Genomic DNA, 23,370 nt, shown 5'->3' with positions numbered 1-23,370 from the left:
TGTACAGGCTACCGAGTCCGCTCTCTTTTAGCTGAATTTACAGCCGGTGCCCAGCCGGATAGGTAAGAATGGACCTATGTCAAACATTTTTGGTGCTCCCAGGGCCGGCGCTCGCACCGGCCCGGACGAGGCCCGCAGTGTCCCCAAGGGGGACACCGTTGGTTCCTACAACTCCTACCTGGATGCCCAGAAGGCGGTGGACTACCTCGCTGACCAGCAGTTTCCGGTGCAGATGGTCTCGATCGTGGGCAACGATTTGAAGATGGTGGAACGGGTCACCGGCAGGTTGACGTACCCCCGGGTGGCGCTCTCCGGTGCGCTGAGCGGCATGTGGTTCGGCCTGTTCGTCGGCATTATGCTCTCGTTCTTTTCCACGACCGACGGTGCGTTCTCGATTATGACGTCGGTGCTGATGGGTGCGGCATTCTTTATGCTCTTCGGCATCGTCACCTACGCCATGCAGCGGGGCAAACGGGACTTCACCTCCACCAGCCAGGTCGTGGCCACCAACTACGACGTTGTGGTTTCATTCGAGGCGGCGAACGATGCGCGCCGGCTGCTGCACCAGCTTCCGATGACGCAGCAAGACGCCGCCCGGCCCGCCGGCGCGGCCGGCTACTCCCAGCCCGAGCACCAGCCGCACCAGCAACCGGGCCGGCAGCAGGGGCCCGGGCCGCAGCGGCCCGCTGGCTGGAGCGACCCCTACGGCCAGCGGACCCCCGAAGCCGGCGGCGACCCGCGCGAACAGCCCGGCAACCAACCGGCCGCCGGCCAGCAGTCCGGTCCGTCCCAGCAGGGAGCTGGCACCGCCTCCGGCAAACCGGCAGGGGAAGAGGAACCTGTCAAGGCTGCCGGGTTCGCGTATCCGGACCTGCCGGACGGCCGCCCGCAGTACGGCGTCCGCGTCGACGACGCGGCCAAGCAGGAGCCCGGTGGCGGCGGCCCGCACCACTGACCCGCAATGCAGAAGGCCTCCCCCCGAGATGATCCGGGGGAGGCCTTCTGCGTGTCACCGGCGGTTACTGACCGCCGGCGGCGAGCTACGCCGTCGCGTCCGCTTCCTGGTAGATGCCCGCCATCCAGGACTCAACGTCGTCGGCCTTGCGGGGCAATGCCGCGCTGAGGTTGACCGGACCGTCGGCGGTCATCAGGATGTCGTCCTCAATCCGGATACCGATTCCGCGGTACTCCTCGGGAATGGCCAGATCCTCGTCCTTGAAGTACAGCCCGGGTTCGATCGTGAAGACCATGCCGGCGGTGAGGACGCCGTCGAGGTACAGCTCCCGCTTGGCCTGGGCACAGTCGTGCACGTCGAGGCCCAGGTGGTGGCTGGTGCCATGCGGCATCCAGCGGCGGTGTTGCTGGCCTTCCGGACTGATGGCTTCCTCGACCGAAACCGGCAGCAGGCCCCAATCGGCCAGCCGTTCGGCCAGCACGGTGGTGGCGGCAGTGTGGATGTCGCGGAACTTGGTGCCGGGCTGCGCGGCAGCGAAGCCGGCGTCGGCGGCGTCCAGAACGGCCTCGTAGACCTTGCGCTGGACCTCGGAGAACGTGCCGTTGGCCGGCAGGGTGCGGGTGATGTCAGCGGTGTAGAGCGAATCCGCTTCGACCCCGGCGTCGAGCAGTAAGAGTTCGCCTGCCGTGACCTTGCCGGTATTCCGGGTCCAGTGCAGCACTGTGGCGTTGTTGCCGGAGGCCGCAATGGTGTCGTAGCCGAGCTCGTTGCCTTCTTCCCTCGCCCGGGCAAAGAATGCGCCTTCAACGACCCGCTCGCCGCGCTGGTGGGTCAGGGCACGCGGCAACGACTTGACCACCTCGGTGAATCCCTGCACGGTGGCCGCGACGGCGGTCTGCATCTGGCCGATTTCCCATTCGTCCTTAAGCAGGCGCAATTCGGAGAGCGCCTCGGTGAGTTTCTCATCGAGGGCGTCAAGGGCGCCCAGATCCAGGTTGTCCGGGTCCTTGGCCGTGTTGTAGCGGGCAGTGTCCACCAGGGCGTCGACGTTTTCGTCCGCCTTCCGGACCAGCCGGATGGAGATCCCGCCGATTTCGGGGGCTCCCACGTTTTTGGTGATGCCCACTTCGAGTTCGCTGATCTCAGCGGTCGCCAGGCCAAGGCGGGCCTTGAACTCGGCCAGGGTGGGTCGGGTACCGATCCAGAATTCGCCGGACCGGGAATCTGCGTAGAACTGCTCGGTGTCGCGGCCGGCGAGCGGACGGAAATACAGTGTCGCGAGGTGGTGGCCGCCGTCGTCGCCCTTGCCTGCCTCCACGGGTTCGAGGATCAACACGGCATCGGGTTCGTGGTCCAGCCCCAGGCCCGTGAGGTGCGCGAAGGCCGAGTGCGGGCGGAACCGGTAGTCGCAGTCGTTGGAGCGGACCTTCAGCGGTCCGGCGGGGATGACCAGGCGTTCGCCTTTGAACTGCTCGGAAATGGCGCGCCGGCGGGCGGCTGCATGGTTGGCGACGGCATCGCGTTCCGGGAGCTGCTCCTGGGACGGTGCCCAGTTGCTGGCCATAAACGCTTTGAAAGCATCGGAACTGGGCCGCTGTGAGCGGTTGTTGACGCGCTCGTCGAGGGGCTGGGAAGCGGAGACTTGGGTGTTATCTGCATCGTTCACGCATCCATAGTCTCACCAGCACAGCGGCTTAGGCCAACAGCCCGACGGCGGTTGGCCCGGACGCCGCGGCCACGATCTACTAGGCTGGTGCGGTGAGGATTGACCTGCATGCCCACTCGAACGTATCCGATGGTACCCAGGCGCCGGCAGCGGTGATGGCTTCGGCGGCGGAGGCGGGGCTGGACGTCGTCGCCCTGACCGACCATGATTCCACCGGCGGCTGGGCGGAGGCCGGAGCCGCCGCGTTGGCGTACGGGGTGGCGTTGGTTCCCGGCATGGAGATCTCCTGCCGGACGCCGGAGGGGATCAGCGTCCACCTGCTCTGCTACCTGCACGACCCGGCGCACGCCGGGCTGCTGGAGGAAATTACCAAGGCGAAGGATGCCCGCTTCACCCGGGCCGAGCGGATGGTCAGCCTGCTGGCGGAGGACTACCCGCTGAGCTGGGACGATGTCATCCACCACGTGGCGCCCGGCGCTACCCTGGGCCGGCCGCACATCGCCGACGCCCTCGTCGCCGCCGGCGTGGTCGCGGACCGCACCGAAGCCTTCGAATCGATTCTCACGTCCCGGTCACGCTACTTTGTGCAGCACTACGCCCCGGACCCGGCAGCCGCCGTCGAACTCGTCCGGGACGCCGGCGGGGTGCCGGTGTTCGCCCACCCCGTGGCGTCCGCCCGCGGGCGGATCGTGGGCGAGCGCGTCTACCGGGAAATGATCGACGCCGGGCTCGCCGGACTGGAAATCGACCACCGGGACAACCCCGAGGAGGGCCGGGCATTCCTGCGCAAACTTGCGGACCGGCACGGGCTGCTGGTCACCGGCTCCTCCGACTATCACGGGTCCGGGAAACCGAACCGGCTGGGCGAGAACCTCACGGCGCCGGAGGTCCTTGCCCGGATCGAGGAACAGGGGACCGGGACGTCCGTGGTGCGCTGACCCCCCGCGGATGCGAGCTTAGGTGCCCGGGAAGACGCTGAAGCTGGCGTGCGGGGCCAGCCTTTTGGACATGACGTCGATGGCCGGCTGGTTCTGGTCCACGCAGACGAACTTCCGGTCGAGTTTCGCGGCGACGGCACCCAGGGTCCCGGAGCCGGCGAAGAAGTCCAGGCACCAGTCGCCGGGCCGGCTGGAGGCGGCAACCACCCGGCGGATCAGGCCTTCGGGTTTCTGCGTCGGGTAGCCGGTTTTCTCCTTCCCAGTGGGGGAGACGATCGTATGCCACCAGACGTCGGTGGGCAGCTTGCCCAGTTCGCGTTTGGCAGCGGTGACGAGCCCGGGGGCCATGTACGGCTCCCGGTCCACCTCGGCGCTGTCGAAGTGGTACTTCGTGGGGTTCTTGACGTAGACCAGGATGTTGTCGTGCTTGGTGGGCCAGCGGTATTTGGCCCGGGCGCCGTAGTCGTAGGCCCAAATGATTTCGTTCAGGAAGCACTCACGCCCGAAGATGGCGTCGAGCATCACCTTGGCGTAGTGCACTTCGCGGTAGTCCAGGTGCAGGTACAGGGTGCCGTCATCGGCCAGCAGCCGCCACGCCTCCACGAGCCGGGGTTCCAGGAAACTCCAGTAGTCGCTGAACGCGTCGTCGTACTTGTGCAGCGCACCCTTGATGGTGTCGTAAGAGCGTCCCTTGAACCCGACCCGGTCGCCCTCACCGCCGGCATTAAGCACCATCCTGGTTTCCTGGCGCTTCTGGACCCGGCCGGTGTTAAACGGAGGATCCACGTAAATGAGGGTAAAAGCGCCGTCCGGCAGCGTCGGGAGGTAGTCGGCGTTGTCCGCGTGTACCACCAGATTGCTGCCGTCCGGCGCCCAGACGGTGTCAGCCATATAAGGGTTTAGGCCTCGGTGCTGCTTGCCGGTGCACCGGCCTGGGACTCGCCCGCCACCACTTCGCCATTATGGCGGCGGGTGCGGGTGCGGCGGCGTGCGCGCGTCGCACGGTCGACCTCGGTCGGTGCGCTGGCTGCGGCTTTGGCCGGGGTCTCAGCTGCGGGACCCGTGCCGGCGTCAGCTTCGGCCGGACGACGACGGCGCTCGCCCGAGCGTCCGCTGTCCTTGGCGCCGCCGGTGCCGCCGCTGCGGCGCGAATCATGGGCGCTGTCCCGTCCGCCGGTGCCGCGGCTGCCGCCGCCGCTGCGGGCGCTGTCGCGTCCGCCGCCGGCCTGACCGCCGCGGGGGGTGTTCTTCTTTCCGGTCTCGCCCAGGTCCTCCAGGACCTCGGCATTGACACCGGCGAGTACACGTTTGTCCCGGGGCAGCCGGCCCTTGGTGCCTGCGGGGATGTCGAGCTCCTCGAAAAGGTGCGGGGATGAGGAGTAGGTTTCCACCGGCTCCGGGACACTCAGGCCCAGGGCCTTGTTGATCAGGCCCCAGCGGGGCATGTCGTCCCAGTCGACGAAGGTCACGGCCGTGCCCTTGTTGCCGGCGCGGCCGGTGCGGCCCACCCGGTGCAGGTAGATCTTTTCGTCTTCAACGCACTGGTAGTTGATGACGTGCGTGACATCATCGACGTCGATGCCGCGGGCTGCGACGTCGGTGGCGACGAGGACATCGACCTTATTGTTGCGGAAGGCACGCAGGGCCTGCTCGCGTGCGCCCTGGCCGAGGTCGCCGTGGATGGCGGCCGCAGCGAAGCCGCGGTCCACCAGTTCCTCGGCGACTTTGGCGGCGGTGCGCTTGGTCTTGGTGAAAATGATGGTGCGGCCGCGGCCGCGGGCCTGCAGGATCCGGGCCACGACCTCGATCTTGTCCATGCTGTGGGCACGGTAGATCAGCTGCCGGATGTCGCGCTTGGTCAGTCCCTCGTCGTCTGGGTCCGCGGCACGGATGTGGGTGGGCTTGGTCATGTATCGCCGTGCCATGGCGACGACCGGGCCGGGCATGGTGGCGGAGAACAGCATTGTCTGGCGGACCGGCGGGGTGCCGGCGATGAGGGTCTCGACGTCGGGTAGGAAGCCGAGGTCCAGCATTTCGTCGGCTTCGTCCAGGATCACCATCTTGACGTTCTTCAGGACGAGGTGCTTTTGCTTGTAGAGGTCGATGAGGCGTCCGGGCGTACCGACAACAATTTCGACGCCCTTCTGCAGCGCCTCGACCTGCGGCTCGTAGGCACGGCCGCCGTAGATGGTGGTGATGCGGGCGTTGCGCTTGCGGGCGGCATTCTGCAGGTCGCCGGCGACCTGGACGGCCAGCTCACGGGTGGGTACAATCACGAGGGCCTGCGGGGCGCCAGGGGCCGGGAGCAAGTCGTAGCCGGCGTCGTCGGGTCCGACGACGCGCTGCAGGGCCGGGATGCCAAAGCCGAGGGTTTTGCCCGTTCCGGTCTTGGCCTGGCCGATAATGTCGTGGCCGCCAAGGGCTACCGGCAGGGTCATGGCCTGGATCGGGAACGGGTGGGTGATTCCGGCGTCGGCGAGGGATTCCACGATATCGGCGCGGACATTGTAGTCGGCAAAGGTCTTCTCGGCGATCTCGTGCGGCTTTTCGTCCGAGATGATGGTTTCTTCCGGTTCGATCGTTTCCGTGCCGGATTCGTCGGTCAGAAGCTGGTGCGTGTGCAATTCACTCACTAGGGGAGATTCCTTATTCATTTTGGGCTGCGCTGCATGCTCAACGGGCCGGCCGGGTGGCCGTTCCGGAGCACGCTCAGAAGCGCAAGCAATTCCAGTGGAAGCCGATCGCGGGCTATCTAGATGCTGGCACTGGGGACCAGCGGGTGTATCTCAAGATCGCGTAGGGGCGGGCTTGTTGAATTCGAAAATGAAGGAAATCAACGACCGGGCATCCATATCTACCCTTCCAGTCTAGCCGCACACGGCCCGGAAACTCGACGGCGGCCACTGACGGCGCGGCAAGGCCGCCGATCGCTCAGACGGCCAGCTCCAGCCGGACCTCACGGGTGGTGATGTCGGCCGCGACCACCCGCACCCGGACCTGGGTGCCGGGTTCCAGTTCGCCCGGGCAGCGGGCAGTGACGGCGGGTTCGGCGATTTGCACGATTCCGGCGGGCCCGCCGGTGGTGCCGGCGGCATTGGTGCCGTTTTTGCCGGTGCTGTTCTTTCCGCTCCTGGCGGGTTTAGCGCCGGAGATCACGACGGCGTCGAACTCCTGGCCAACGTGGTTGACCAGCAGCGCCGCCTCCACGGTATCGAGGGAGAGGCGCTCCAGCCTGGCGGCCAGCTGGTCCGAGGCTGCCATGATCGACGGGAGCGACGGCAGGGCTTCCCGGGCCCAGGCCGGGACAGCCGTGCCGTTGCTGAGCGCCTCGCAGATCACCAGGACAAAGCGGTCCACCAGGCGTCGGAGCGGGGCCGTGGAGTGGGCGTAGGCGGCGCCGATGGCTGCCTGGACCGCGGCCCCGGGCACCGTGCCATCGAAGGGCGTGTAGCCCGCGCCGCGGAACAGCATGCCGGCCGAGTGCACGATCGCCAGCTGCCGCGGATCCGTGGGATCCAGGGTGCGCAGGTATTCGCCGTAGCTCATGTCGGCGTTCCAGGGCCTGCCAAGGGCGCGGGTCTGGCGGTGGAAATGAGCCAGCGACGCTTCATCCGGCGCCGGCATGGTGCGCAGGATACCGACTTTGCCTTCGAGCATGATCCCTGCTGCGGCCATTCCCGTCATCAGCGAAATCTGGGCGTTCCAGTCTTCCACGGGCAGCGGCGGGGCAGCTACAATCCGGTAGCCGCCGTCGGGCAGCTGTTCGATTTCCTGTTCGGGCATGTTCAGGCTGGCGCCGCCGCGGAGCCGTTCGAGCTCTACCCGCTTCATCCCGACTTCCTTGAGCAGCTCCAGCAGCGGCGCGGCCGTGCCGGCGTCGAGGTCGGCCTGGACACCCCGGTAGCTGAGTTGGGCCCGGCTGCGGACTGTGGCACGGCGGACCAGCACTTCCGACACCTCCGCGGTGGTGTCCAGCTCGAATTCCCACACAAAGGCGGCACACCGTTGCCCGGCCAGCAGGCTTCCGGCTTCTTCGCTGATGACTTCCGGGTGCAGCGGGATCCGGCCGTCCGGGGTGTAGTACGTTTGGCCGCGACGGCGGGTCTCGGCGTCGAGCGCTCCGCCGGGGACAACAAAGGAGGGGACATCGGCGATCGCGTAGAAGACCTTGTATCCCGCGCCGGAACGGTCGATGAAGAGGGCCTGGTCCAGATCGGTGGAAGACGCAGGATCGATGGTCACAAAGTCGATGTGGGTGAAATCCAGCTCCGGCAGTTCGTGTCCGGCGACGGCTTCCTTCGCTTCCCGCAGCGCGTCCTCGGGGAACGGTCCGGGCAGCTCCAGGGTTGTGCGCAACGTGTTGAGTGCCTCGGCAAGGAGGCTCTCCTGCTGGTGGACATTCGGGGTCAAGCGATGCTGGGACACGGAAATCAGAGTAGCTTCATTTGCACTATTAGTCTTGGACCATGAGCAGATTCCCGGCTGATCCCGCCCGCTACAACAGCTTTCTGAGGGATTTGTTCGGCGTGATGGCCTACACCGAACTCTCCGCTTTCGAGCGGCTCTCCTCCGACGCACGGTACGCGCCCACCCTGCACGACCGGGCAGCGCTGGGACGTATCGCCGTGATCGAGTTCCAGCACTACGAACTCGTCAGCTCCAGGCTCGAAGCCATGGGCCTGGACACCGAGGAAGCCATGCTGCCGTTCCAGCCGTCGGTGGACCACTTCCATAAACGCACCCGCCCGGCGGACTGGCACGAGTCCCTCATCAAGGCGTACGTGATCGACACCGTTTCCGCCGACGCCTACCGCGCCATGTCCCGTTATCTCGACGCAGGCACCCGTGCCGTGGTGGAGCAGGTCCAGGCCGGCGACGAAGCGGCAGCGGTGCTGCGGGAACGGCTCCGGGCCGCCCTCGCAGATGACCCGAAGCTGGCGTCGCGGCTGGCACTGTGGGCCCGGCGACTGCTGGGGGAGGTCCTCAACCAGGCGCAGCGGATGAGCTTCGAGCACGCCTTCGCCGACCGGCTGATCGGCGCGGATGAGGACGGGCCGAGGGAGCTTGTCCGAGCCCTGCTGCGGGAACTGGCAGCGAACCACGCACGCCGGATGACGCAGCTCGGCCTTGCCGGCTGAGCAGGCGGGCCTTAGCGTTCCGCGGCGTCGAGGGCGGCAAGCAGGGCCCGGGCTGCGCCCTCGGGATCGGTGGCCTCGGTGATCGCGCGGACCACGACGATCCTGCCGGCGCCCGCGGCCACCACTTGCTCCACATTGCCCAGGTCGATGCCGCCGATCGCGAACCACGGCCGCGCGCCCCAGAGGTTCCCCGCAGCCTCGCTCCGGGCAGTTCTCCGCTGCTGGGCCTCTGACCCGCCGATCGCGTCCGCCGCGTAGCGGACGAGGTCAAGTCCGACGGCGGCGCGGCCCGGCTTTGTGGGGGTGGCCCATACCGGGCCAACACAGAAGTAGGTCAGACCGTTCCGGCCGGAAGTTGCGGCTATCGCGGCGTCCACCTGGGCCGGAGTGTGGGTGGACAGCCCGATAGCGGTGTCCTGGCCGAGGATGTCCCGCGCCGCCCCGAACGGGATGTCCTTTTGCCCGATATGGAACACCGGCGCCCCGGCCAGGGAGGCGAGGTCTGCCCGGTCGTTGACTGCCCAAAGCCGGCCATGACGGCGGGCCGCCTGCTGCAGGACCGCCAGCAGTTCCAGCTCCTCGGCGGCTTCCAGGGATTTGTCGCGCAGCTGGATGATGTCGACGCCGCCAGCAAAGGCCGAGTCCACGAAGTCTGCAAAGTCGCCGCGGTCCCGGCGCGCGTCGGTGCAGAGATAAAGGCGGGCGGTGGTGTGGGCGGCATCCTGGCTCATGTTTCCAGCCTAGTTCCTCTACACTGGGCCAATACCGCGGGAGCCCGCCGCCGTCCACGCCACTGGCGACCGGCAACGGCAGGCTGAGAGGGCGTAGCAGCCGACCGCTTGACCTGATCCGGTTAGTACCGGCGTAGGGAAGGAATCCTCTATGGACGGCACCTTCGTCCCCGGCACGGCCCGTGAAAGCGACGCAACCTCGGCTGCGGCCGCCGCGGATGACCTCAAAAACCCCGAATGTTACGACGTGGCCGTGATTGGCGGCGGCGTTGTTGGCCACGGGATCGCCTGGGCGGTGCGGCGCTCGGGCCGATCTGTCGCGTTGATCGACGACGCCCCCGGAACAGGAGCCAGTTGGGCTGCCGCCGGCATGCTTGCCCCGGTGAGCGAACTGCACTACCAGGAAGAGGCCCTCCTGGAGCTTATGCTGGAATCCTCCCGCCTCTGGCCGGCATTCGCGGCCGGACTGGACGGCGCCGGGGGCGGAACGGGGGGCTCCCGGACGGGCTACCTCACCACGCCGACCCTCGCCGTGGGTGTCGACGCCGCCGACCGCCGGGCGCTCGCGGACCTGCGCACCGCCCAGCAGGCTGCCGGCCTCAGCGTCGAGCCGCTGACCGTCCGTGCGGCACGAAGGCGAGAGCCGCTGCTGAGTCCGGGCATCTCCTGCGCCTTCGATATTCCCGCCGACCACCAGGTGGACCCGCGCCTGCTGCTGGCCCGGATCAGGGAACTGCTGCGCACCGACAGTCGCTCCACCACCATCGCCAGGCGTGCCGGCGGGCTGTTCTGGGAGCAGGGTCGGGTGGCTGGCGCCAGCCTCATCGGCGGCGGTTCCATCCGGGCCAAGGACACCATTGTGGCCAACGGCCTTGGCGCCGCCACACTTGAGGGGCTGCCCGCGGGGCTTGAGTTTCCCCTGCGGCCGGTCCACGGGGACATCCTCCGGCTCCGCGTCCCGGCGAAACTACGGCCGCTGCTCACCGCCACGGTGCGCGGGCTGGTGCGCGGGGTGCCGGTCTACATCGTGCCCCGGCAGGACGGCACGGTGGTGATCGGCGCCACCCAGCGCGAAGACGCGCTCGGCGGCGACAACCCGGATGCTGCCACCCAAGCTGGTGTCCCGGGCCGGGCGGTGTCCGCCGGCGGTGTTTACCAGCTGCTGCGTGATGCCCAGCAGCTGGTCCCCGCCGTCGCCGAACTGGAATTGCTGGAGGCCACTGCCCGGGCCCGGCCGGGGACCCCGGACAACGCGCCGCTGCTGGGCCGGGTGGCGGCGCGGGGGCGTCCGGGGGAAATTGCCGGTTTGATGATAGCGACCGGCTTTTTCCGGCACGGCATCCTGCTCACACCCGCCGCCGCGAGGATCTGCTGTGAGTTGCTGGACGGAACCGTGGATTCCCGTTGGAAGCACTTCCGCCCGGACAGGTTCGCCACCGGCAGTCAAACCAGCAGACCGGCCGCAGCCGGCGCCCGGAGGCCGTCCCCGAAGATCATCACCCATCCGAACACCCACCCTGAAGAAAACAAGGAAGCGGTATGAACATCACCCTGAACGGAACCGGGCACTTTCTCCCGGACGGCGCCTCGGTCAGCCAGCTGGTCAGCCAGGTTACCGGCCGGCCGCTGGCGCCCAACGGCCACTCAGTCGACGGCGGGAAACTCGGGGTCGCCGTCGCCCGCAACGCGGACGTGGTCCCGCGCAGCCAGTGGTACACCACAGCGCTCGTCGACGGTGACGACCTCGAACTGGTCACGGCGGTGCAGGGAGGATGAGCGGCAGGGAGGACACCACACTCGCCGGGGCGCCGGGAATTTCACCGGCCGCCGCGGACCCGTTCACGGTCGACGGTGTACAGCTGGGGTCCCGGCTGATTATGGGAACCGGCGGGGCGCCTAGCCTTGACGGTCTGGGTGCCGCGCTGCTGGCGTCCGGCACCGAACTGACCACCGTGGCGATGCGGCGCTATTCGCCGGCAGAATCGGGGTCGTTGTTCCAGCTGCTTTTGGACCACAACATCCGGGTGCTGCCGAACACCGCGGGCTGCTTCACCGCCAGGGATGCCGTCCTCACTGCCGAGCTGGCACGGGAAGCCCTCGAAACGGACTGGGTAAAGCTGGAAGTCATTGCGGACGAGCACACCCTGCTGCCGGATGCGGTGGAGCTCGTCGAGGCCACCGAGCAGCTTGTGGGCCGCGGGTTCAAGGTCTTTGCCTATACCAACGACGACCCCGTGCTGGCGCTGCGGCTGGAAAACCTCGGCGCCGCTGCCGTGATGCCCCTCGGCGCGCCGATTGGCACCGGCCTGGGCATCTTGAACCCGCATAACATCGAACTGATCGTCGCCCGTGCCTCCGTGCCCGTGGTCCTTGACGCCGGGATAGGGACCGCCTCCGATGCAACCCTGGCCATGGAGCTTGGCTGCGACGCCGTGCTGCTGGCCACGGCGGTGACCCGGGCACAAAATCCGGTTCTGATGGGCGAGGCGTTTAGACACGCGGTGATCGCCGGACGGCTGGCCAAACGCAGCGGCAGGATCCCGCGGCGGGAGCACGCACTGGCATCATCGGCCATGGAAGGCCGTGCCGAGTTCCTCTAGGTGCGTTGGGCGGGTCCCGGGGCGGAACCCGGCCCGGCCGGCGTGCCGGGACCTCGCTAGTAGCGCAGGATTGCGGTCAGCCTGGCAGTATCGCGGCTGGTGCGGTTCCGACCCAGGTACAGCACGGACGCCGTGGCGGCGGCTGCGCCCAGCAGGATGGGCAGTATCCACGGAATCCAGCTCAGTCCCGACTGATAGCCCAGCCCCGCGGCGCTAAAAAGAATCCAGCTCAGCATCCCCACCGTGAGAGATGCCCCGGCGGGCACCGAGATGCCGTACTTGGCGTGCCGCTTGTCATTGGCCCACACGACAAAACCAGCAGCGACGGTCACCAGGACCACCACAATCAGGGACAGCATGTTCGGACTCCTTGCGGGTTGGGTCTGGGGCCGGGCAGCACGGCGCTGCCCGGCGTCACAGCTGGTGCCTAGACCGCGCCGAAACCTACGCGGCGCACTTCCTCGGCGCCGATCTCGACATAGCCCAGGACGTTCGCGGGAATGATGATCAGGCGGCCTTTTTCGTCAGTCAGGCGCAGCTCCGTGCCCTTCGCGATTGCTTCGCCGACCACCTTGGCTACGGCGTCGGCTTCCTGCGCCGATTCCAGGACAATTTCGCGGCCGATGTTCTGAATGCCGATCTTTACTTCCACAGCAAGGCCTCCCAGCCAATCAAAGTTCTTAGGGTGTTATGTCTATTTGTAGCCTAGGTTTCCTTGGGGAAGCGGGAGATTCCGCGCCAAGCTAAACGGTAGATCAGATCGCTTGCCACATCGAGGTCGAGGTTACCGTCAGTTTCCAGCCAGTAGCGGGCGCTCACCTGCGCCAGCCCGGCCAGTCCCCGGCCCAGCAGTTGGGCCTCCAGCTCCGGCAGCTTGGTGTCCTCGGCGATGACCTGCCCAACGGCGTCGGCAAAAGTCTTGTTAAAAGCCTCCAGCCGGGCGCTGACGTCGACGTCATTGACCAGGTCGGATTCGAAGACAAGACGGTGGGCCTGGTCATCGCTGGCGATGAAGCGGAAGTAGGCCCGCATCACAGCCTGGACGCGCTCGTCGTTATCCGTCGTGGAATTCAGGGCACCCAGCAGCAGCCCGATCAGGATGCTCAGCTGGCTGTCCAGGAGGGCCAGATACAACTCACGTTTGGACGGGAAGTGCTGGTACAACACGGGCTTACTGACATGGGCAGTCTCCGCAATCTCGTCCATCGCGGCGCCGTGGTACCCGTTGGCGACAAAGACTTCCTGGGCCGCCGCGAGCAGCTGCGCCCGGCGTTCGTCACGGGGAAGCCGCGCCGATCGCGATCCGCTGCGGGCCGGGACGTTGGGGGACTTTCCGGCCTGCCCCTGCTCAACGGGTGCCTGGTGAACCACTGTAGGCCTACTTTCGCTTGCTGTTACGACTACTTTACGTGCCAGTAATATGACCTGGCGGCATCTTCGGGCATAGATTGAAGTATGGCCTCCCAGTTGACCTCCAATGCAGCCCCCGCCACACCGGCAACAGCGTCCGGAGTGCCGGGGCCGCTGGTGGAAGCGGCCGAAGGCCTGAGCCCCGAGGAGGTGGAGCGTTACTCCCGGCACCTGATCATTCCGGAAATCGGGGTGACCGGTCAGCGCCGCCTGAAGAATGCCAGGGTCCTTGTGATCGGCGCCGGCGGGCTCGGTTCCCCCGCGTTGCTCTACCTGGCCGCGGCGGGCGTGGGCACGCTGGGTATCGTCGACGACGACACGGTCGATCTGAGCAACCTCCAGCGTCAGGTGATCCACGGCGCAGCGGATGTAGGACGGCCCAAGACCGAGTCCGCCCGCGACGCCATTGCCGCCCTGAACCCATTGGTGGAGGTACGGCTGCACCAGCTCCGGCTTGATGCGTCCAACGCGCTGGAACTTTTCGCCGGCTACGACCTGATCCTCGACGGCGCCGACAACTTCGAAACCCGCTACCTCGTCAACGATGCTGCAGCGATCCTCGGCAAGCCCTACGTCTGGGGTTCGATTTTCCGCTTCGACGGGCAGGTCAGCGTCTTCTGGGAACAGCATGGCCCCACCTACCGGGACCTGTACCCTGAAGCGCCGCCTGCAGGATCAGTGCCGTCCTGCGGAGAGGGCGGCGTATTTGGGATGCTGTGCGCCGCCGTCGGCGCGCTTATGGTGACGGAGGCCGTCAAGCTGATTACGGGCGTCGGGCGCTCCCTGCTGGGCCGGGTGGCGCTCTTCGACGCCCTGGGCGGCAGCTGGCGCGAAATCAAAGTCTCCCGCGATCCGGAGGCGGAGCGGATTACCGCGCTGACCGACTATGAAGCTTTTTGCGGTATTCCGCCGGCTGCGGACGCCGGCACCGAACACACCGTGACGGCCGCGCAACTGGCAACGATGCTCGCTTCCCGCAAGGCCGGGCTCAAGGATTTCCAGCTGGTCGACGTGCGCGAGAGCGGCGAATACGAGATCGTCAGGATCGACGGAGCGGTGCTGATCCCGCTGGGCCGGATCCTAGCCGGCGAGGCGTGGCAGGAGCTGCCGCCGGACAGGGACATCGTCTTCCACTGCAAGTCCGGTACCCGGTCGGCAGCCGTACTTGCCGCCGCCCGTGCCGCAGGCTATGAGCGCGTCAGCCACCTCGACGGCGGAATCCTGGCGTGGGTCCGGGATGTTGAACCGGGCAAACCTGTCTACTGACTGCCTGAAACTCAAGTGACCCAATAGCGGAAAGGCCAGTGAAATGGGCGCGAACTTTAACGCAACACCACAGCATAAGATCGGTTCCGGTTTCGGCAGGGACTCCACGGCAGCGGAGGTAATTGCCGGGATCGACCTGCACGGTAAGACCGCCATCGTCACCGGCGGATACTCCGGCTTGGGCCTGGAAACCGTCCGGGCGCTGGCCTCGGCGGGCGCCGCGGTGACAGTTCCGGCACGGCGTCCGGAGCACGCACGGGAAGTCCTCGCCGAGGCCGCCATCCCGTCCGGGACCGATGCGGGGCAGGTGAGCGTCGCCGCCCTTGACCTGGCCGAGCAGTCGAGCGTCAAAGACTTCGCAGCGATGTTCCTGGCCGCTGGCCAGGCCGCCGGTGCCGACGGGGGAATCCGCAGCCTGGACATCCTGATCAACAATGCCGCCATTATGGCCAGCCCCGAACGCCGGGTGGGGCCCGGCTGGGAGTCGCAGTTCGCCACGAACCACCTGGGCCATTTTGCCCTCACCAACCTGCTCTGGCCCGCGCTGGCTGCCGCGCCCGGGGCCCGGGTGGTGTCGCTGTCCTCCACCGGGCACAAGCTCTCGCCGATCCGTTTCGATGACGTCAACTTCGAGTCGGGCTATGACAAGTGGCGGGCCTATGGGCAGGCCAAAACGGCGAACTCGTTGTTCGCCGTGCAGCTGGACAGCTTGGGCCGGGACTCAGGGGTCCGTGCCTTCGCGGTGCACCCGGGCGGGATCATGACGGAACTCCAGCGCCACCTGCCCAGGGAAGAGATGATTGCCTCCGGCTGGCTGGACGAGTCCGGCAAAGTTGACTCGCGGTTCAAGACCCCGGCCCAGGGAGCGGCGACGTCCGTGTGGGCGGCAACGTCGCCGGCGCTTGCGGGTATGGGAGGTGCTTACTGCGAGGACTGCGACATCGCGGAGTCCACGGCGACGGGCTCGCCCGAGGCACGGATCAGGGGCGTGGACGCGCATGCGGTCGACCTCGCTGATGCTGCCAGGCTTTGGACGCTGTCCGCTGAGCTGACGGGAATCAACGCTTTCGGCTGAGGCCGGTTTCCTGAGGCCGGATTCCTGAGGCCGGTTTACTGACGCCGGTTTCCTGACGCCGGGCTGGCGGAACTACCCGGCGGAGCTGGCTGAATACCAGCAACCAGCCGATCAGGGACATTGCCCCAGGAGGCTGTCCGGCGGAGTGTCGCTGAGGGCCCTGGCCAGGACAGAGCAGCCGGGCCTGAGACAGGCAATTCGTGTCGGGCCTCCAACTGGGCCACCTCAGCCAAGCCGTCCAGGCATGCATCGGCCAGAGCTTGCAACTGGCGCCGCGTCCGCCGTCGGGAGAGGGGTGGATGCTGACACGGACCGTGTACGGCAGGCAGAGTTCGCCTCAAAATACCGCAGCCGCGGTCTGCGCTCAGGTCATTGAGAGCTGAGGGTCCGGCAGGACCAGCGCCCTAGGCTGTTTCCCGTGCGTCAGTTTCCGCAGCCCCGCCCGAGGCCCGATGCTCAACCGGGCATTCGGCGCCCTTGGGCGCGGGCTGTTCGACTGTGATGCCGTACAGCGACTCAAGGGCAGCGACATAATCCTCCTGCTGACCGTTGGCGGCCAGCTCGCGGGCCCGCACCGTCGGCACATGGAGCAGCTGCTTGACCATCCGGCGCAGCGCAAATTCAACTTCCTCTGCCGCGGCCGTGCAACCGTGGCGGGCCCGGACCTTTTCCATTTCCGTATCCAGCACGTTCATGGTGTGCCGGCGCAGAGCGACGATGGCCGAATCCACCGAGCGGGCCTCGCGCTCCTGCTCAAACGCGTTGGCCGCACCGGCCACAATACTGCTGGCTTGTGCCAGCGATTCGGCCTGTTCCTGCGGGGCGGCCAGCCGGACCGATTCCAGCGTGAGCAGCTCGACGCCGTCGAGCGCTCCGACAGCGGGATCAAAATCGTGGGTGAGGGCCAGATCAATGGCAATCAGGGGCTGGGTCGAGGCAGCCCGGACCCGGCCCAGCTCAGCAGCCTCAACGCGGGTATCGGCGCCGCTGCAGCCAATCAGGACGTCGGCGGCTGCGACGGCGGCCGGAAGGCTCTCGCCATCCAGTGCGGTCCCGCCGCGGGTGGCGACAAAACCGGCGGCACGGCCGGAGGAGGAGTAGACGGAGATGTTGGTGCAGCCGCGCTCACGCAGCAGGGACATGGTTGCGCCGGCGTAGGCGCCGGTGCCGAAGACGACAACTGTTTTGGTGGACCAGTCAGGGACCTCGGAAAGCTCCGTGGCGAGGTCCAGGGCCACGGAGACCACTGACAAGCCACGGGCGCCCAGGGCGGTCTGCGCTCCGACGTCCTTGGCGGTCTTCGACGCTGCCTGGAAGAGCCGGACGAGGCCGGAACTGGCCGTGCCTTCGTGCTGGGCGGTAATGAGGGCGCGCCGGACCTGTCCGGCGATTTCGCGTTCGCCCACGACTGCTGAATCCAGCCCGGAGCTGACGGCGAAGAGATGCCGGGTGACATCCTCGCCCGTGCGGGTATTAAAGGAACGCCCGACGAGCTGTTCGTTGAGGCCGGTGGAGCCGCTGAGCTGGGTGATGAGGGCTGAGCGGGCTTCCTCGACGTCGTCAGGGCGGGGCGCTTCGCCGTAGATTTCGAGGCGGTTGCAGGTGGCGAGGACTATCGCACCCGCCACGGCCGGCGACCCGGCGAAGGCGGATGTGGCAAGCTCGGAAGCACCGGTGCTCAGCTGAGCAACGGTCTCGAGGTCGATGTCGGCGTGGGTCGCCACCAGAGAAAAAAGAACCACAGCTCTTCAATCATAGCTTTTTCGTACCCGCGTAGAACAACTGTGCGGGGTGTGACCGCCCACGCGGGCCTGTGATTCGTGCCACCGTGCGGGCGCCGACCGGCGCCGTGACAGTCTGTCGTTATCTTTTGGGGCCGATTTTCGGCACAATCGAAGTCATGACCTCTCGCGCTGCGGCAACTTCCCAAACCTCCGGCCTTGACGCCGGACACCCCCTGATGGACGGCCGCACCGCGGATTCCCCACTGATCACCGCCTACCGGGGCGGGAAGCCGGCCCGCCGCCCGGTCTGGTTTATGCGCCAGGCCGGCCGCTCGCTGCCCGAGTACCTCAAGGTGCGTGAGGGGGTCGCGATGCTGGACTCCTGCCTGCGCCCCGAACTTGCCTCCGAGATCACCCTGCAGCCGGTCCGCCGCCACGACGTCGATGCCGCCATCTTCTTTTCCGACATCGTGATCCCGCTGAAGCTCGCCGGCGTCGGTGTGGACATTGTGCCCGGCGTGGGTCCTGTGCTGGAGAAGCCGGTGCGCACCGCGGCCGACGTTGCCGCCCTGCCCCAGCTGACCTGGGACGCCCTCGAGCCCATCCGCGAAGCCGTCCGGCTCACCGTCGCCCAGCTGGGGAAGACACCGCTGATCGGCTTCGCCGGTGCCCCGTTCACCCTCGCGGCGTACATGGTCGAGGGCAAGCCCTCCCGGGACCACCTCGGCCCGCGCACCATGATGCACGCCGACCCGGAGACGTGGACCGCGCTGGCAAACTGGGCCGCCGACGCCTCCGGCATGTTCCTCCGTGCCCAGCTGGAAGCAGGCGCGTCCGCCGCCCAGCTCTTCGACTCGTGGGCCGGCTCCCTTGGCCTGGCCGACTACCAGCGCTTCGTCGCACCGGCGTCCGCCCGCGCCCTGGACCATGTCCGGGACCTAGGGGCCCCGCTGATCCACTTCGGCACCGGCACCTCGGAACTGCTCGTCGCCATGCGCGACGTCGGCGTCGACGTCGTCGGGGTGGACTACCGGCTGCCGCTGGACGAAGCAAACCGCCGGCTCGGCGGAACGGTGCCGCTGCAGGGCAACATCGACCCTGCCCTGCTGTCCGCCCCGTGGGAGGTTCTGGAAGCGCACGTCCGGGCCGTCGTCGCGGCCGGTGCTTCGGCCCCCGGCCACGTGCTTAACCTCGGCCACGGGGTGCCGCCGGAAACCGATCCGGCAGTACTCACACGGGTCGTTGAGCTTATCCACTCGATTTCGCCGGAGTAGGCGCATGCAGGCAGCCGGCTCCACCGCGGAAGCCGCACCGCAGACCGCTGTGGTGGTGGGTGGCGGGATTTCCGGCCTGCTCGCCGCCCGCGTCCTGGCCCGGGCCGGCGTCCGCACCACTGTTCTTGAAGCCAGCGGAGTGTGGGGCGGCTGCGTCGGGAGCCATACGGTGGCCGGCCTGACCCTGGACAGCGGCGCCGAGTCATTCGCCACACGTTCCACGGCCGTGTCAGAGCTCGCCGCCACGCTGGGCCTCGCCGGGAAGATTGTGGCACCGCAGCCCGGCGGCGCCTGGGTCCAGCTGCCCGACGGCCCGCGGGAGCTTCCCCGCACCGGGGTCCTTGGCATCCCGGCCAATCCCTGGGACCCGGAAGTCCGCCGTTCCCTCGGTTTCCTCGGGTCGCTCCGGGCCTCGCTCGATTCACTGCTGCCGGCCGCGTTGGGTACCGGGCCGGAAGCCACAAGCGTGTCGGCGCTGGTCCGTGCCCGCATGGGGCGCCGTGTGCTCGACCGCCTCGTCGCACCTGTCGTCGGCGGGGTCCACTCCGCGGACCCGGGCGTCCTTGACATCGACATGGTGGCACCGGGCCTGCGCGCCGGCATCCGGGAGCACGGATCGCTCGCCGCCGCCGTCGCGGCCCAACGCCGGGGTCCTCGCGCCGCAGCCATTCCCGGTGCAGTTGCCGCCGCGCCACGCCCGCCGGTGGGGGCGCCGCCACTGCAGAAGGCCGGGTCGGCAGTCGCGGGCCTGCGCGGCGGGATGCACACGCTTATCCCGGCACTGCTGGCCGAGCTGGGCCGCGATGGTGTCACCTTGCTGACCGGCGCCCGGGCTGACGCCGTGCAGCGCGCCGCCGGCGGGTGGCGGGTCTTGGCCGGGGACACAGCACACGACGCCGGGTTGCTGGTTGTCGCCGTGGACGGCCCGGCCGCCATCGACCTGCTCGCCGGCGCGGTGCCGGAACTGGCCGGCCGACGTCCGGAGGCAGGCCCGGACGTCAGCCTCGTCACCCTCGTGCTGGACCTTCCCCGGCTCGACGCCGCCCCGCGCGGGACCGGGGTCCTCGTCGCGCCGCAGAGCCCGGGAATCCAGGCCAAGGCACTGACCCACGCCACCGCCAAATGGGAGTGGCTTGCAGACCAGGCCGGTCCCGGTACCCATGTCATCCGGCTGTCCTACGGGCGCGGGGACGCCCGCCATGGCGCCGCAGCGATGCCGGGGCCCCGCTCGGATGCTGAACTCTTCACGGCTGCCTTGACGGATGCATCCTCGTTGCTCGCGCTCCCGGTTACCGCAGCGGACGTGGTGGATTGGGACGTGGTGCGCTGGGGCGGGGCGCTGCCTTTTGCGTCGCTCGGTCACAAGCGCCGGGTTGCGGAGGTCCGCAATATCTGCGCGGCGGACGGCACACTTGCCATCGTCGGCGGCTGGCTGTCCGGCAACGGCCTCGCCGCGATTGTGGCCGACACACCGGGGCAGGTCCGGCAGCTGCTGGCCCCGGGTGAAGGCCCCGGATGAAGGCGCCGGATCCCCGCCACTGTGAAATAAAGCACTTCTACGCCCCGTAGAAGTCCTTCATTTCGACTTAGCCGGAGGGAAGGGGCAATATGGTATCCATGAGCCACACTTCTGCCGAAACTGTCACTAAAACTGCATCAGCAAGCGAAGAATCAGCAGCGCAGTTCTTCACGCTCTGGACCGTTTTCAAGCGCTCCGCCGAAGGCCTGCGCAGCGACGATGCTGCCGGCGAGTTCGACGCCCTCACCGCACGGCTGGCCGACGCCGGTGTGGTCCACCGCGGCAGCTATGACGTCTCGGCCATGCGCGCCGATGCCGACATTATGGTTTGGCTGCATGGCGCCGAGCCCGAGGCCCTTCAGCGGGCCGTCCGGGACATCCGCCGCAGCAAACTGTTCGCCGGCACCGAAATTGCCTGGTCCGCCATGGGTGTGCACCGCGAAGCGGAGTTCGCCAAAAACCACACGCCCGCATTCTCCCGCGGGGTGGAACCGGCAGAGTGGCTCTGTGTGTATCCCTTCGTCCGCTCCTACGAGTGGTACCTGCTGCCCGACGCCGAACGCGGGGCCATGCTTCGCGACCACGGCTTACTGGGCCGGGACTTCCCCCAGGTCATCGCCAACACGGTGTCCTCCTTCGCCCTCGGCGACTGGGAATGGATCCTCGGCCTGGAAGCCCCCGAACTGGTGGACCTCGTGGACCTGATGCGCCACCTGCGGGCCACCGAAGCCCGCCACCATGTCCGCGAAGAAGTCCCGTTCTACACCGGCCGCCGGGTGAACGCAGCCGAGATTGCCGAGGTCCTGTCATGAACCCGCTGAACCCCCAAGACACGGTTACCGCCGTCAACGCCGTGACCCAGGCCGGCCGGATGGCCCCCAAGGATTACGACGCCGTACTCCTGGCCTCCTTTGGTGGCCCCGAAGGCCAGGAAGACGTCCTCCCGTTCCTGCGTAACGTCACCCGGGGACGCGGCATCCCGGACGAACGGCTCGAGGAAGTCTCGCACCACTACCGCGCCAACGGCGGCATCAGCCCCATCAACCAGCAGAACCGAGACCTCAAGGCCGGCATTGAAGCCGAACTTGCCGCCCGGGGAATCGAACTGCCGGTGTTCTGGGGCAACCGCAACTGGGCGCCCTACGTCCCGCAGACCCTCCAGGACATTTACGACGCCGGGCACCGCAAGGTCCTGATGCTCACCACAAGCGCCTACTCCTGCTACTCCAGCTGCCGGCAGTACCGCGAGGACATTGGCATAGCACTGACCGAGACCGGCCTCGACGGCAAACTTGAAGTGGACAAAGTCCGGCAGTACTTCGACCACCCGGGCTTCGTCGAGCCGTTTGTGGAAGGCACCGCAGCCGGCCTGGCCGACGTCCGCGCCCGGCTGGCCGCGGCCGGTACCCCGGACGCACCGGTCCACATCCTGTTCGCCACCCACTCCATCCCCACCCGCGACGCAGCGGCGGCGGGCCGCTCCGACGCCGAACCGCGACAGTTCGAGGAGGATTCGGCCTACGTCGCCCAGCACCTGGCGTCCGGCACCGAAGTCATCCGCCGGGTCGAGGCAGGCAGCGGTGACACCGCCCCCTGGTCCCTCGTCTACCAGTCGCGCTCCGGCGCCCCGCACGTGCCCTGGCTGGAACCCGACATTAACGACGCCATCGAAGAGCTCGCCGGGAAGGGCGTCAAGGGCATTGTGATCGTTCCGCTCGGCTTCGTCAGCGACCACATGGAAGTTGTCTGGGACCTCGACACCGAGGCCCTGGAAACCTGCGCCACCCTGGGCCTCACCGCGACGCGCGTCCCCACACCGGGGACGCACCGGAAGTTCGTCAGCGGACTTGTGGACCTGATCAGCGAACGGACCGCAGCGAACAACATCGCCGACCGCCCGCACCTGACCAAACTCGGCCCCTGGTACGACGTTTGCCGCCCGGGCTGCTGCGCCAACTTCCGCGGCGAAAAGCCCACCATTTCGGGCGCGGACACCACCATCGGCACCGGCCACGCCCCCTACCCGGCGGCTCCCGCCGGTACCCCCGCTCCGGCGGCGGGACAGGACACGGCGTGAGCGTCAGGGTCGGAACCCGCGCCAGCAGGCTTGCGCTCACGCAGACCCAGCAGACAGCGGACCAGCTGACCGCCGTCGGCGGCTTCCCGATCGAACTGATCCACATCCGGACCGACGGTGATGTCCTCACCGGATCGCTGTCCCAGATGGGGGGTACCGGCGTCTTCGTCGCGGCCCTGCGCGACGCCCTGCTGCAGGACAAGTGCGACATCGCTGTGCACTCACTCAAGGACCTGCCCACCGGGGCAGCACTCGGGCTGACGCTCGCGGCGACGCCGAAACGCGCCGATGTCCGCGACGTGCTCTGCTCCCGCGACGGACTCAAGCTCGCCGATTTGCCGGCCGGCGCCGCAGTGGGTACGGGTTCCCCGCGGCGGGCGGCCCAGTTGCGATCCGCCCGCCCGGACCTGGACATCCGGGATATCCGCGGAAACGTAGACACCCGGCTGGGCCGTGTCCCCGGCCTGCCGGGCAATAGCACCGACGCTGTCGTCGAAGGAAAAAGCTGTGATCTCGACGCCGTTGTGCTCGCGGCCGCCGGGCTGCAACGCCTCGGCAGGTTGGCCGCCGTCAGCGAATACCTCGAATCCGCTGTTATGCTGCCCGCCGCCGGGCAGGGTTCGCTCGCGATCGAATGCCGCTCCGCGGATGCTCCGCGCAAGGCGGGATCCACCGACGGCTCACAGGGAGTGCTGGCGCAGGCCCTCGCCGCCCTCGACGACCCTGACACCCGGCTTGCGGTAACGGCTGAGCGGGCCCTCCTGGCCCGGCTGGAAGCAGGCTGCGCTGCGCCGGTGGGCGCCTATGCTGTCCGTAAGGGTAGCCGGCTGCACCTTGAAGCCGTGGTCTGTGCCGTCGACGGTACGGCCTCGGTCCGGGATTCAAAGGCCACGGACGGACTCACCGAGGTGGGTGCAACCCTGCTGGGGATCGAGCTTGCGGAAGTCCTGTTGGCCCGCGGTGCCGCCGAGATCGCGGACCTGGCAGCGTCCTGAGC

22 protein-coding genes and 1 riboswitch are annotated in these 23,370 nt (G+C 67.9%); of the genes, 13 read left to right on the top strand and 9 right to left on the bottom strand.

The annotated features are described in order from the left end of the window. Positions 1-76: 76 nt before the first annotated feature. Complete coding sequence (locus tag QK287_RS06785; protein ID WP_282359643.1) at positions 77-955, top strand: general stress protein; 879 nt, start codon at positions 77-79, stop codon at positions 953-955. A gap of 85 nt (positions 956-1,040) precedes the next feature. On the opposite strand, the gene QK287_RS06780 is transcribed toward QK287_RS06785, so the two are convergent. Continuing rightward, entirely contained in the window at positions 1,041-2,621 is a 1,581-nt protein-coding gene (locus QK287_RS06780) for an aminopeptidase P family protein (RefSeq protein ID WP_226776116.1), read from the bottom strand. A gap of 92 nt (positions 2,622-2,713) precedes the next feature. On the opposite strand from QK287_RS06780, the gene QK287_RS06775 reads away from it, so the two are divergent. Beyond that, a complete protein-coding gene (locus QK287_RS06775; protein WP_282359642.1) occupies positions 2,714-3,559 on the top strand; it encodes a PHP domain-containing protein in 846 nt (281 codons plus the stop codon). Positions 3,560-3,577: 18 nt separating this feature from the next. Here the strand turns inward: QK287_RS06775 and QK287_RS06770 are convergent, their stop codons facing one another. The 3 genes from QK287_RS06770 to QK287_RS06760 all read right to left on the bottom strand — a co-directional run bounded on the left by QK287_RS06770 (position 3,578) and on the right by QK287_RS06760 (position 7,984). Next, the gene (locus QK287_RS06770) at positions 3,578-4,450 is read right to left on the bottom strand and encodes a site-specific DNA-methyltransferase (RefSeq protein ID WP_226776118.1); all 873 of its coding nucleotides are present in this window, start codon (positions 4,448-4,450) and stop codon (positions 3,578-3,580) included. Positions 4,451-4,458: 8 nt separating this feature from the next. Continuing rightward, positions 4,459-6,192 carry a DEAD/DEAH box helicase gene (locus QK287_RS06765; RefSeq protein ID WP_282359641.1) on the bottom strand — a complete coding sequence of 578 codons (1,734 nt, stop codon included), beginning with the start codon at positions 6,190-6,192 and terminating at the stop codon, positions 4,459-4,461. A 298-nt stretch (positions 6,193-6,490) separates the two neighbouring features. Beyond that, positions 6,491-7,984 (bottom strand): RNB domain-containing ribonuclease, encoded by a 1,494-nt coding sequence (locus QK287_RS06760; protein ID WP_282359640.1) that lies wholly within the window; start codon positions 7,982-7,984, stop codon positions 6,491-6,493. A 41-nt stretch (positions 7,985-8,025) separates the two neighbouring features. On the opposite strand from QK287_RS06760, the gene QK287_RS06755 reads away from it, so the two are divergent. Continuing rightward, positions 8,026-8,697 carry a ferritin-like fold-containing protein gene (locus QK287_RS06755; protein ID WP_282359639.1) on the top strand — a complete coding sequence of 224 codons (672 nt, stop codon included), beginning with the start codon at positions 8,026-8,028 and terminating at the stop codon, positions 8,695-8,697. A gap of 11 nt (positions 8,698-8,708) precedes the next feature. On the opposite strand, the gene thiE is transcribed toward QK287_RS06755, so the two are convergent. Next, a complete protein-coding gene (thiE, locus tag QK287_RS06750; RefSeq protein ID WP_282359638.1) occupies positions 8,709-9,428 on the bottom strand; it encodes a thiamine phosphate synthase in 720 nt (239 codons plus the stop codon). A 26-nt stretch (positions 9,429-9,454) separates the two neighbouring features. Next, a riboswitch (TPP riboswitch) is annotated at positions 9,455-9,586 on the top strand. On the opposite strand from thiE, the gene thiO reads away from it, so the two are divergent. From thiO to QK287_RS06735, 3 genes are all read left to right on the top strand, one after another. Further along, a complete protein-coding gene (gene thiO / locus QK287_RS06745; protein WP_226776123.1) occupies positions 9,580-10,971 on the top strand; it encodes a glycine oxidase ThiO in 1,392 nt (463 codons plus the stop codon). Its footprint overlaps the riboswitch before it by 7 nt. After that, positions 10,968-11,204, top strand: a complete 237-nt coding sequence (gene thiS, locus QK287_RS06740) for a sulfur carrier protein ThiS (RefSeq protein WP_226776124.1) — start codon at positions 10,968-10,970, stop codon at positions 11,202-11,204. The genes thiO and thiS overlap by 4 nt, the downstream gene beginning before the upstream one ends. Beyond that, positions 11,201-12,028, top strand: coding sequence for a thiazole synthase (locus tag QK287_RS06735; RefSeq protein ID WP_226776125.1), 828 nt, complete (start codon positions 11,201-11,203; stop codon positions 12,026-12,028). The genes thiS and QK287_RS06735 overlap by 4 nt, the downstream gene beginning before the upstream one ends. Positions 12,029-12,084: 56 nt before the next feature. Here the strand turns inward: QK287_RS06735 and QK287_RS06730 are convergent, their stop codons facing one another. From QK287_RS06730 to QK287_RS06720, 3 genes are all read right to left on the bottom strand, one after another. Continuing rightward, a complete protein-coding gene (locus QK287_RS06730) occupies positions 12,085-12,387 on the bottom strand; it encodes a hypothetical protein (protein ID WP_226776126.1) in 303 nt (100 codons plus the stop codon). A 68-nt stretch (positions 12,388-12,455) separates the two neighbouring features. Further along, a complete protein-coding gene (locus QK287_RS06725; protein WP_226776127.1) occupies positions 12,456-12,680 on the bottom strand; it encodes a DUF3107 domain-containing protein in 225 nt (74 codons plus the stop codon). Positions 12,681-12,733: 53 nt separating this feature from the next. Continuing rightward, the gene (locus QK287_RS06720; protein WP_226776128.1) at positions 12,734-13,399 is read right to left on the bottom strand and encodes a TetR/AcrR family transcriptional regulator; all 666 of its coding nucleotides are present in this window, start codon (positions 13,397-13,399) and stop codon (positions 12,734-12,736) included. A gap of 84 nt (positions 13,400-13,483) precedes the next feature. On the opposite strand from QK287_RS06720, the gene moeB reads away from it, so the two are divergent. Together moeB and QK287_RS06710 are read left to right on the top strand one after the other, a co-directional pair. Then, a complete protein-coding gene (gene moeB / locus QK287_RS06715) occupies positions 13,484-14,704 on the top strand; it encodes a molybdopterin-synthase adenylyltransferase MoeB (RefSeq protein WP_282359636.1) in 1,221 nt (406 codons plus the stop codon). Between the two features lie 43 nt (positions 14,705-14,747). Beyond that, on the top strand, positions 14,748-15,779 hold the full coding sequence (locus tag QK287_RS06710) for an SDR family NAD(P)-dependent oxidoreductase (protein WP_226776130.1): 1,032 nt from the start codon (positions 14,748-14,750) through the stop codon (positions 15,777-15,779). A gap of 404 nt (positions 15,780-16,183) precedes the next feature. Here the strand turns inward: QK287_RS06710 and QK287_RS06705 are convergent, their stop codons facing one another. Next, a complete protein-coding gene (locus QK287_RS06705) occupies positions 16,184-17,521 on the bottom strand; it encodes a glutamyl-tRNA reductase (protein ID WP_282359635.1) in 1,338 nt (445 codons plus the stop codon). Positions 17,522-17,679: 158 nt separating this feature from the next. On the opposite strand from QK287_RS06705, the gene hemE reads away from it, so the two are divergent. The 5 genes from hemE to hemC all read left to right on the top strand — a co-directional run bounded on the left by hemE (position 17,680) and on the right by hemC (position 23,368). Continuing rightward, positions 17,680-18,777: a uroporphyrinogen decarboxylase gene (hemE, locus tag QK287_RS06700; protein WP_226776132.1), complete on the top strand. Its 1,098-nt coding sequence runs from the start codon at positions 17,680-17,682 to the stop codon at positions 18,775-18,777. A 4-nt stretch (positions 18,778-18,781) separates the two neighbouring features. Beyond that, positions 18,782-20,296, top strand: coding sequence for an FAD-dependent oxidoreductase (locus QK287_RS06695; RefSeq protein WP_226776133.1), 1,515 nt, complete (start codon positions 18,782-18,784; stop codon positions 20,294-20,296). Between the two features lie 98 nt (positions 20,297-20,394). Continuing rightward, positions 20,395-21,108, top strand: a complete 714-nt coding sequence (gene hemQ, locus QK287_RS06690; protein ID WP_226776134.1) for a hydrogen peroxide-dependent heme synthase — start codon at positions 20,395-20,397, stop codon at positions 21,106-21,108. Then, positions 21,105-22,373 (top strand): ferrochelatase, encoded by a 1,269-nt coding sequence (locus tag QK287_RS06685; protein WP_226776135.1) that lies wholly within the window; start codon positions 21,105-21,107, stop codon positions 22,371-22,373. The genes hemQ and QK287_RS06685 overlap by 4 nt, the downstream gene beginning before the upstream one ends. Beyond that, positions 22,370-23,368, top strand: a complete 999-nt coding sequence (gene hemC, locus QK287_RS06680) for a hydroxymethylbilane synthase (RefSeq protein ID WP_226776136.1) — start codon at positions 22,370-22,372, stop codon at positions 23,366-23,368. Before QK287_RS06685 ends, hemC begins: the two co-directional genes overlap by 4 nt. The last annotated feature ends 2 nt before the right edge of the window (positions 23,369-23,370 follow it).

This window comes from Arthrobacter sp. AL05, from assembly GCF_029960715.1.
Classification (GTDB): Bacteria; Actinomycetota; Actinomycetes; order Actinomycetales; family Micrococcaceae; genus Arthrobacter.
This window is presented reverse-complemented; position numbering and strand designations above follow the sequence as displayed.

What these genes read in the sequence shown, in the direction of transcription:
- QK287_RS06785 (WP_282359643.1), top strand. Translation starts at nt 77, where the DNA reads ATGTCAAACATTTTTGGTGCTCCCAGGGCCGGCGCTCGCACCGGCCCG.
- QK287_RS06770 (WP_226776118.1), bottom strand. Translation starts at nt 4,450, where the DNA reads ATGGCTGACACCGTCTGGGCGCCGGACGGCAGCAATCTGGTGGTACAC.
- QK287_RS06755 (WP_282359639.1), top strand. Translation starts at nt 8,026, where the DNA reads ATGAGCAGATTCCCGGCTGATCCCGCCCGCTACAACAGCTTTCTGAGG.
- thiE (WP_282359638.1), bottom strand. Translation starts at nt 9,428, where the DNA reads ATGAGCCAGGATGCCGCCCACACCACCGCCCGCCTTTATCTCTGCACC.
- thiO (WP_226776123.1), top strand. Translation starts at nt 9,580, where the DNA reads ATGGACGGCACCTTCGTCCCCGGCACGGCCCGTGAAAGCGACGCAACC.
- thiS (WP_226776124.1), top strand. Translation starts at nt 10,968, where the DNA reads ATGAACATCACCCTGAACGGAACCGGGCACTTTCTCCCGGACGGCGCC.
- QK287_RS06735 (WP_226776125.1), top strand. Translation starts at nt 11,201, where the DNA reads ATGAGCGGCAGGGAGGACACCACACTCGCCGGGGCGCCGGGAATTTCA.
- QK287_RS06730 (WP_226776126.1), bottom strand. Translation starts at nt 12,387, where the DNA reads ATGCTGTCCCTGATTGTGGTGGTCCTGGTGACCGTCGCTGCTGGTTTT.
- moeB (WP_282359636.1), top strand. Translation starts at nt 13,484, where the DNA reads ATGGCCTCCCAGTTGACCTCCAATGCAGCCCCCGCCACACCGGCAACA.
- QK287_RS06710 (WP_226776130.1), top strand. Translation starts at nt 14,748, where the DNA reads ATGGGCGCGAACTTTAACGCAACACCACAGCATAAGATCGGTTCCGGT.
- hemE (WP_226776132.1), top strand. Translation starts at nt 17,680, where the DNA reads ATGACCTCTCGCGCTGCGGCAACTTCCCAAACCTCCGGCCTTGACGCC.
- QK287_RS06695 (WP_226776133.1), top strand. Translation starts at nt 18,782, where the DNA reads ATGCAGGCAGCCGGCTCCACCGCGGAAGCCGCACCGCAGACCGCTGTG.
- hemQ (WP_226776134.1), top strand. Translation starts at nt 20,395, where the DNA reads ATGAGCCACACTTCTGCCGAAACTGTCACTAAAACTGCATCAGCAAGC.
- QK287_RS06685 (WP_226776135.1), top strand. Translation starts at nt 21,105, where the DNA reads ATGAACCCGCTGAACCCCCAAGACACGGTTACCGCCGTCAACGCCGTG.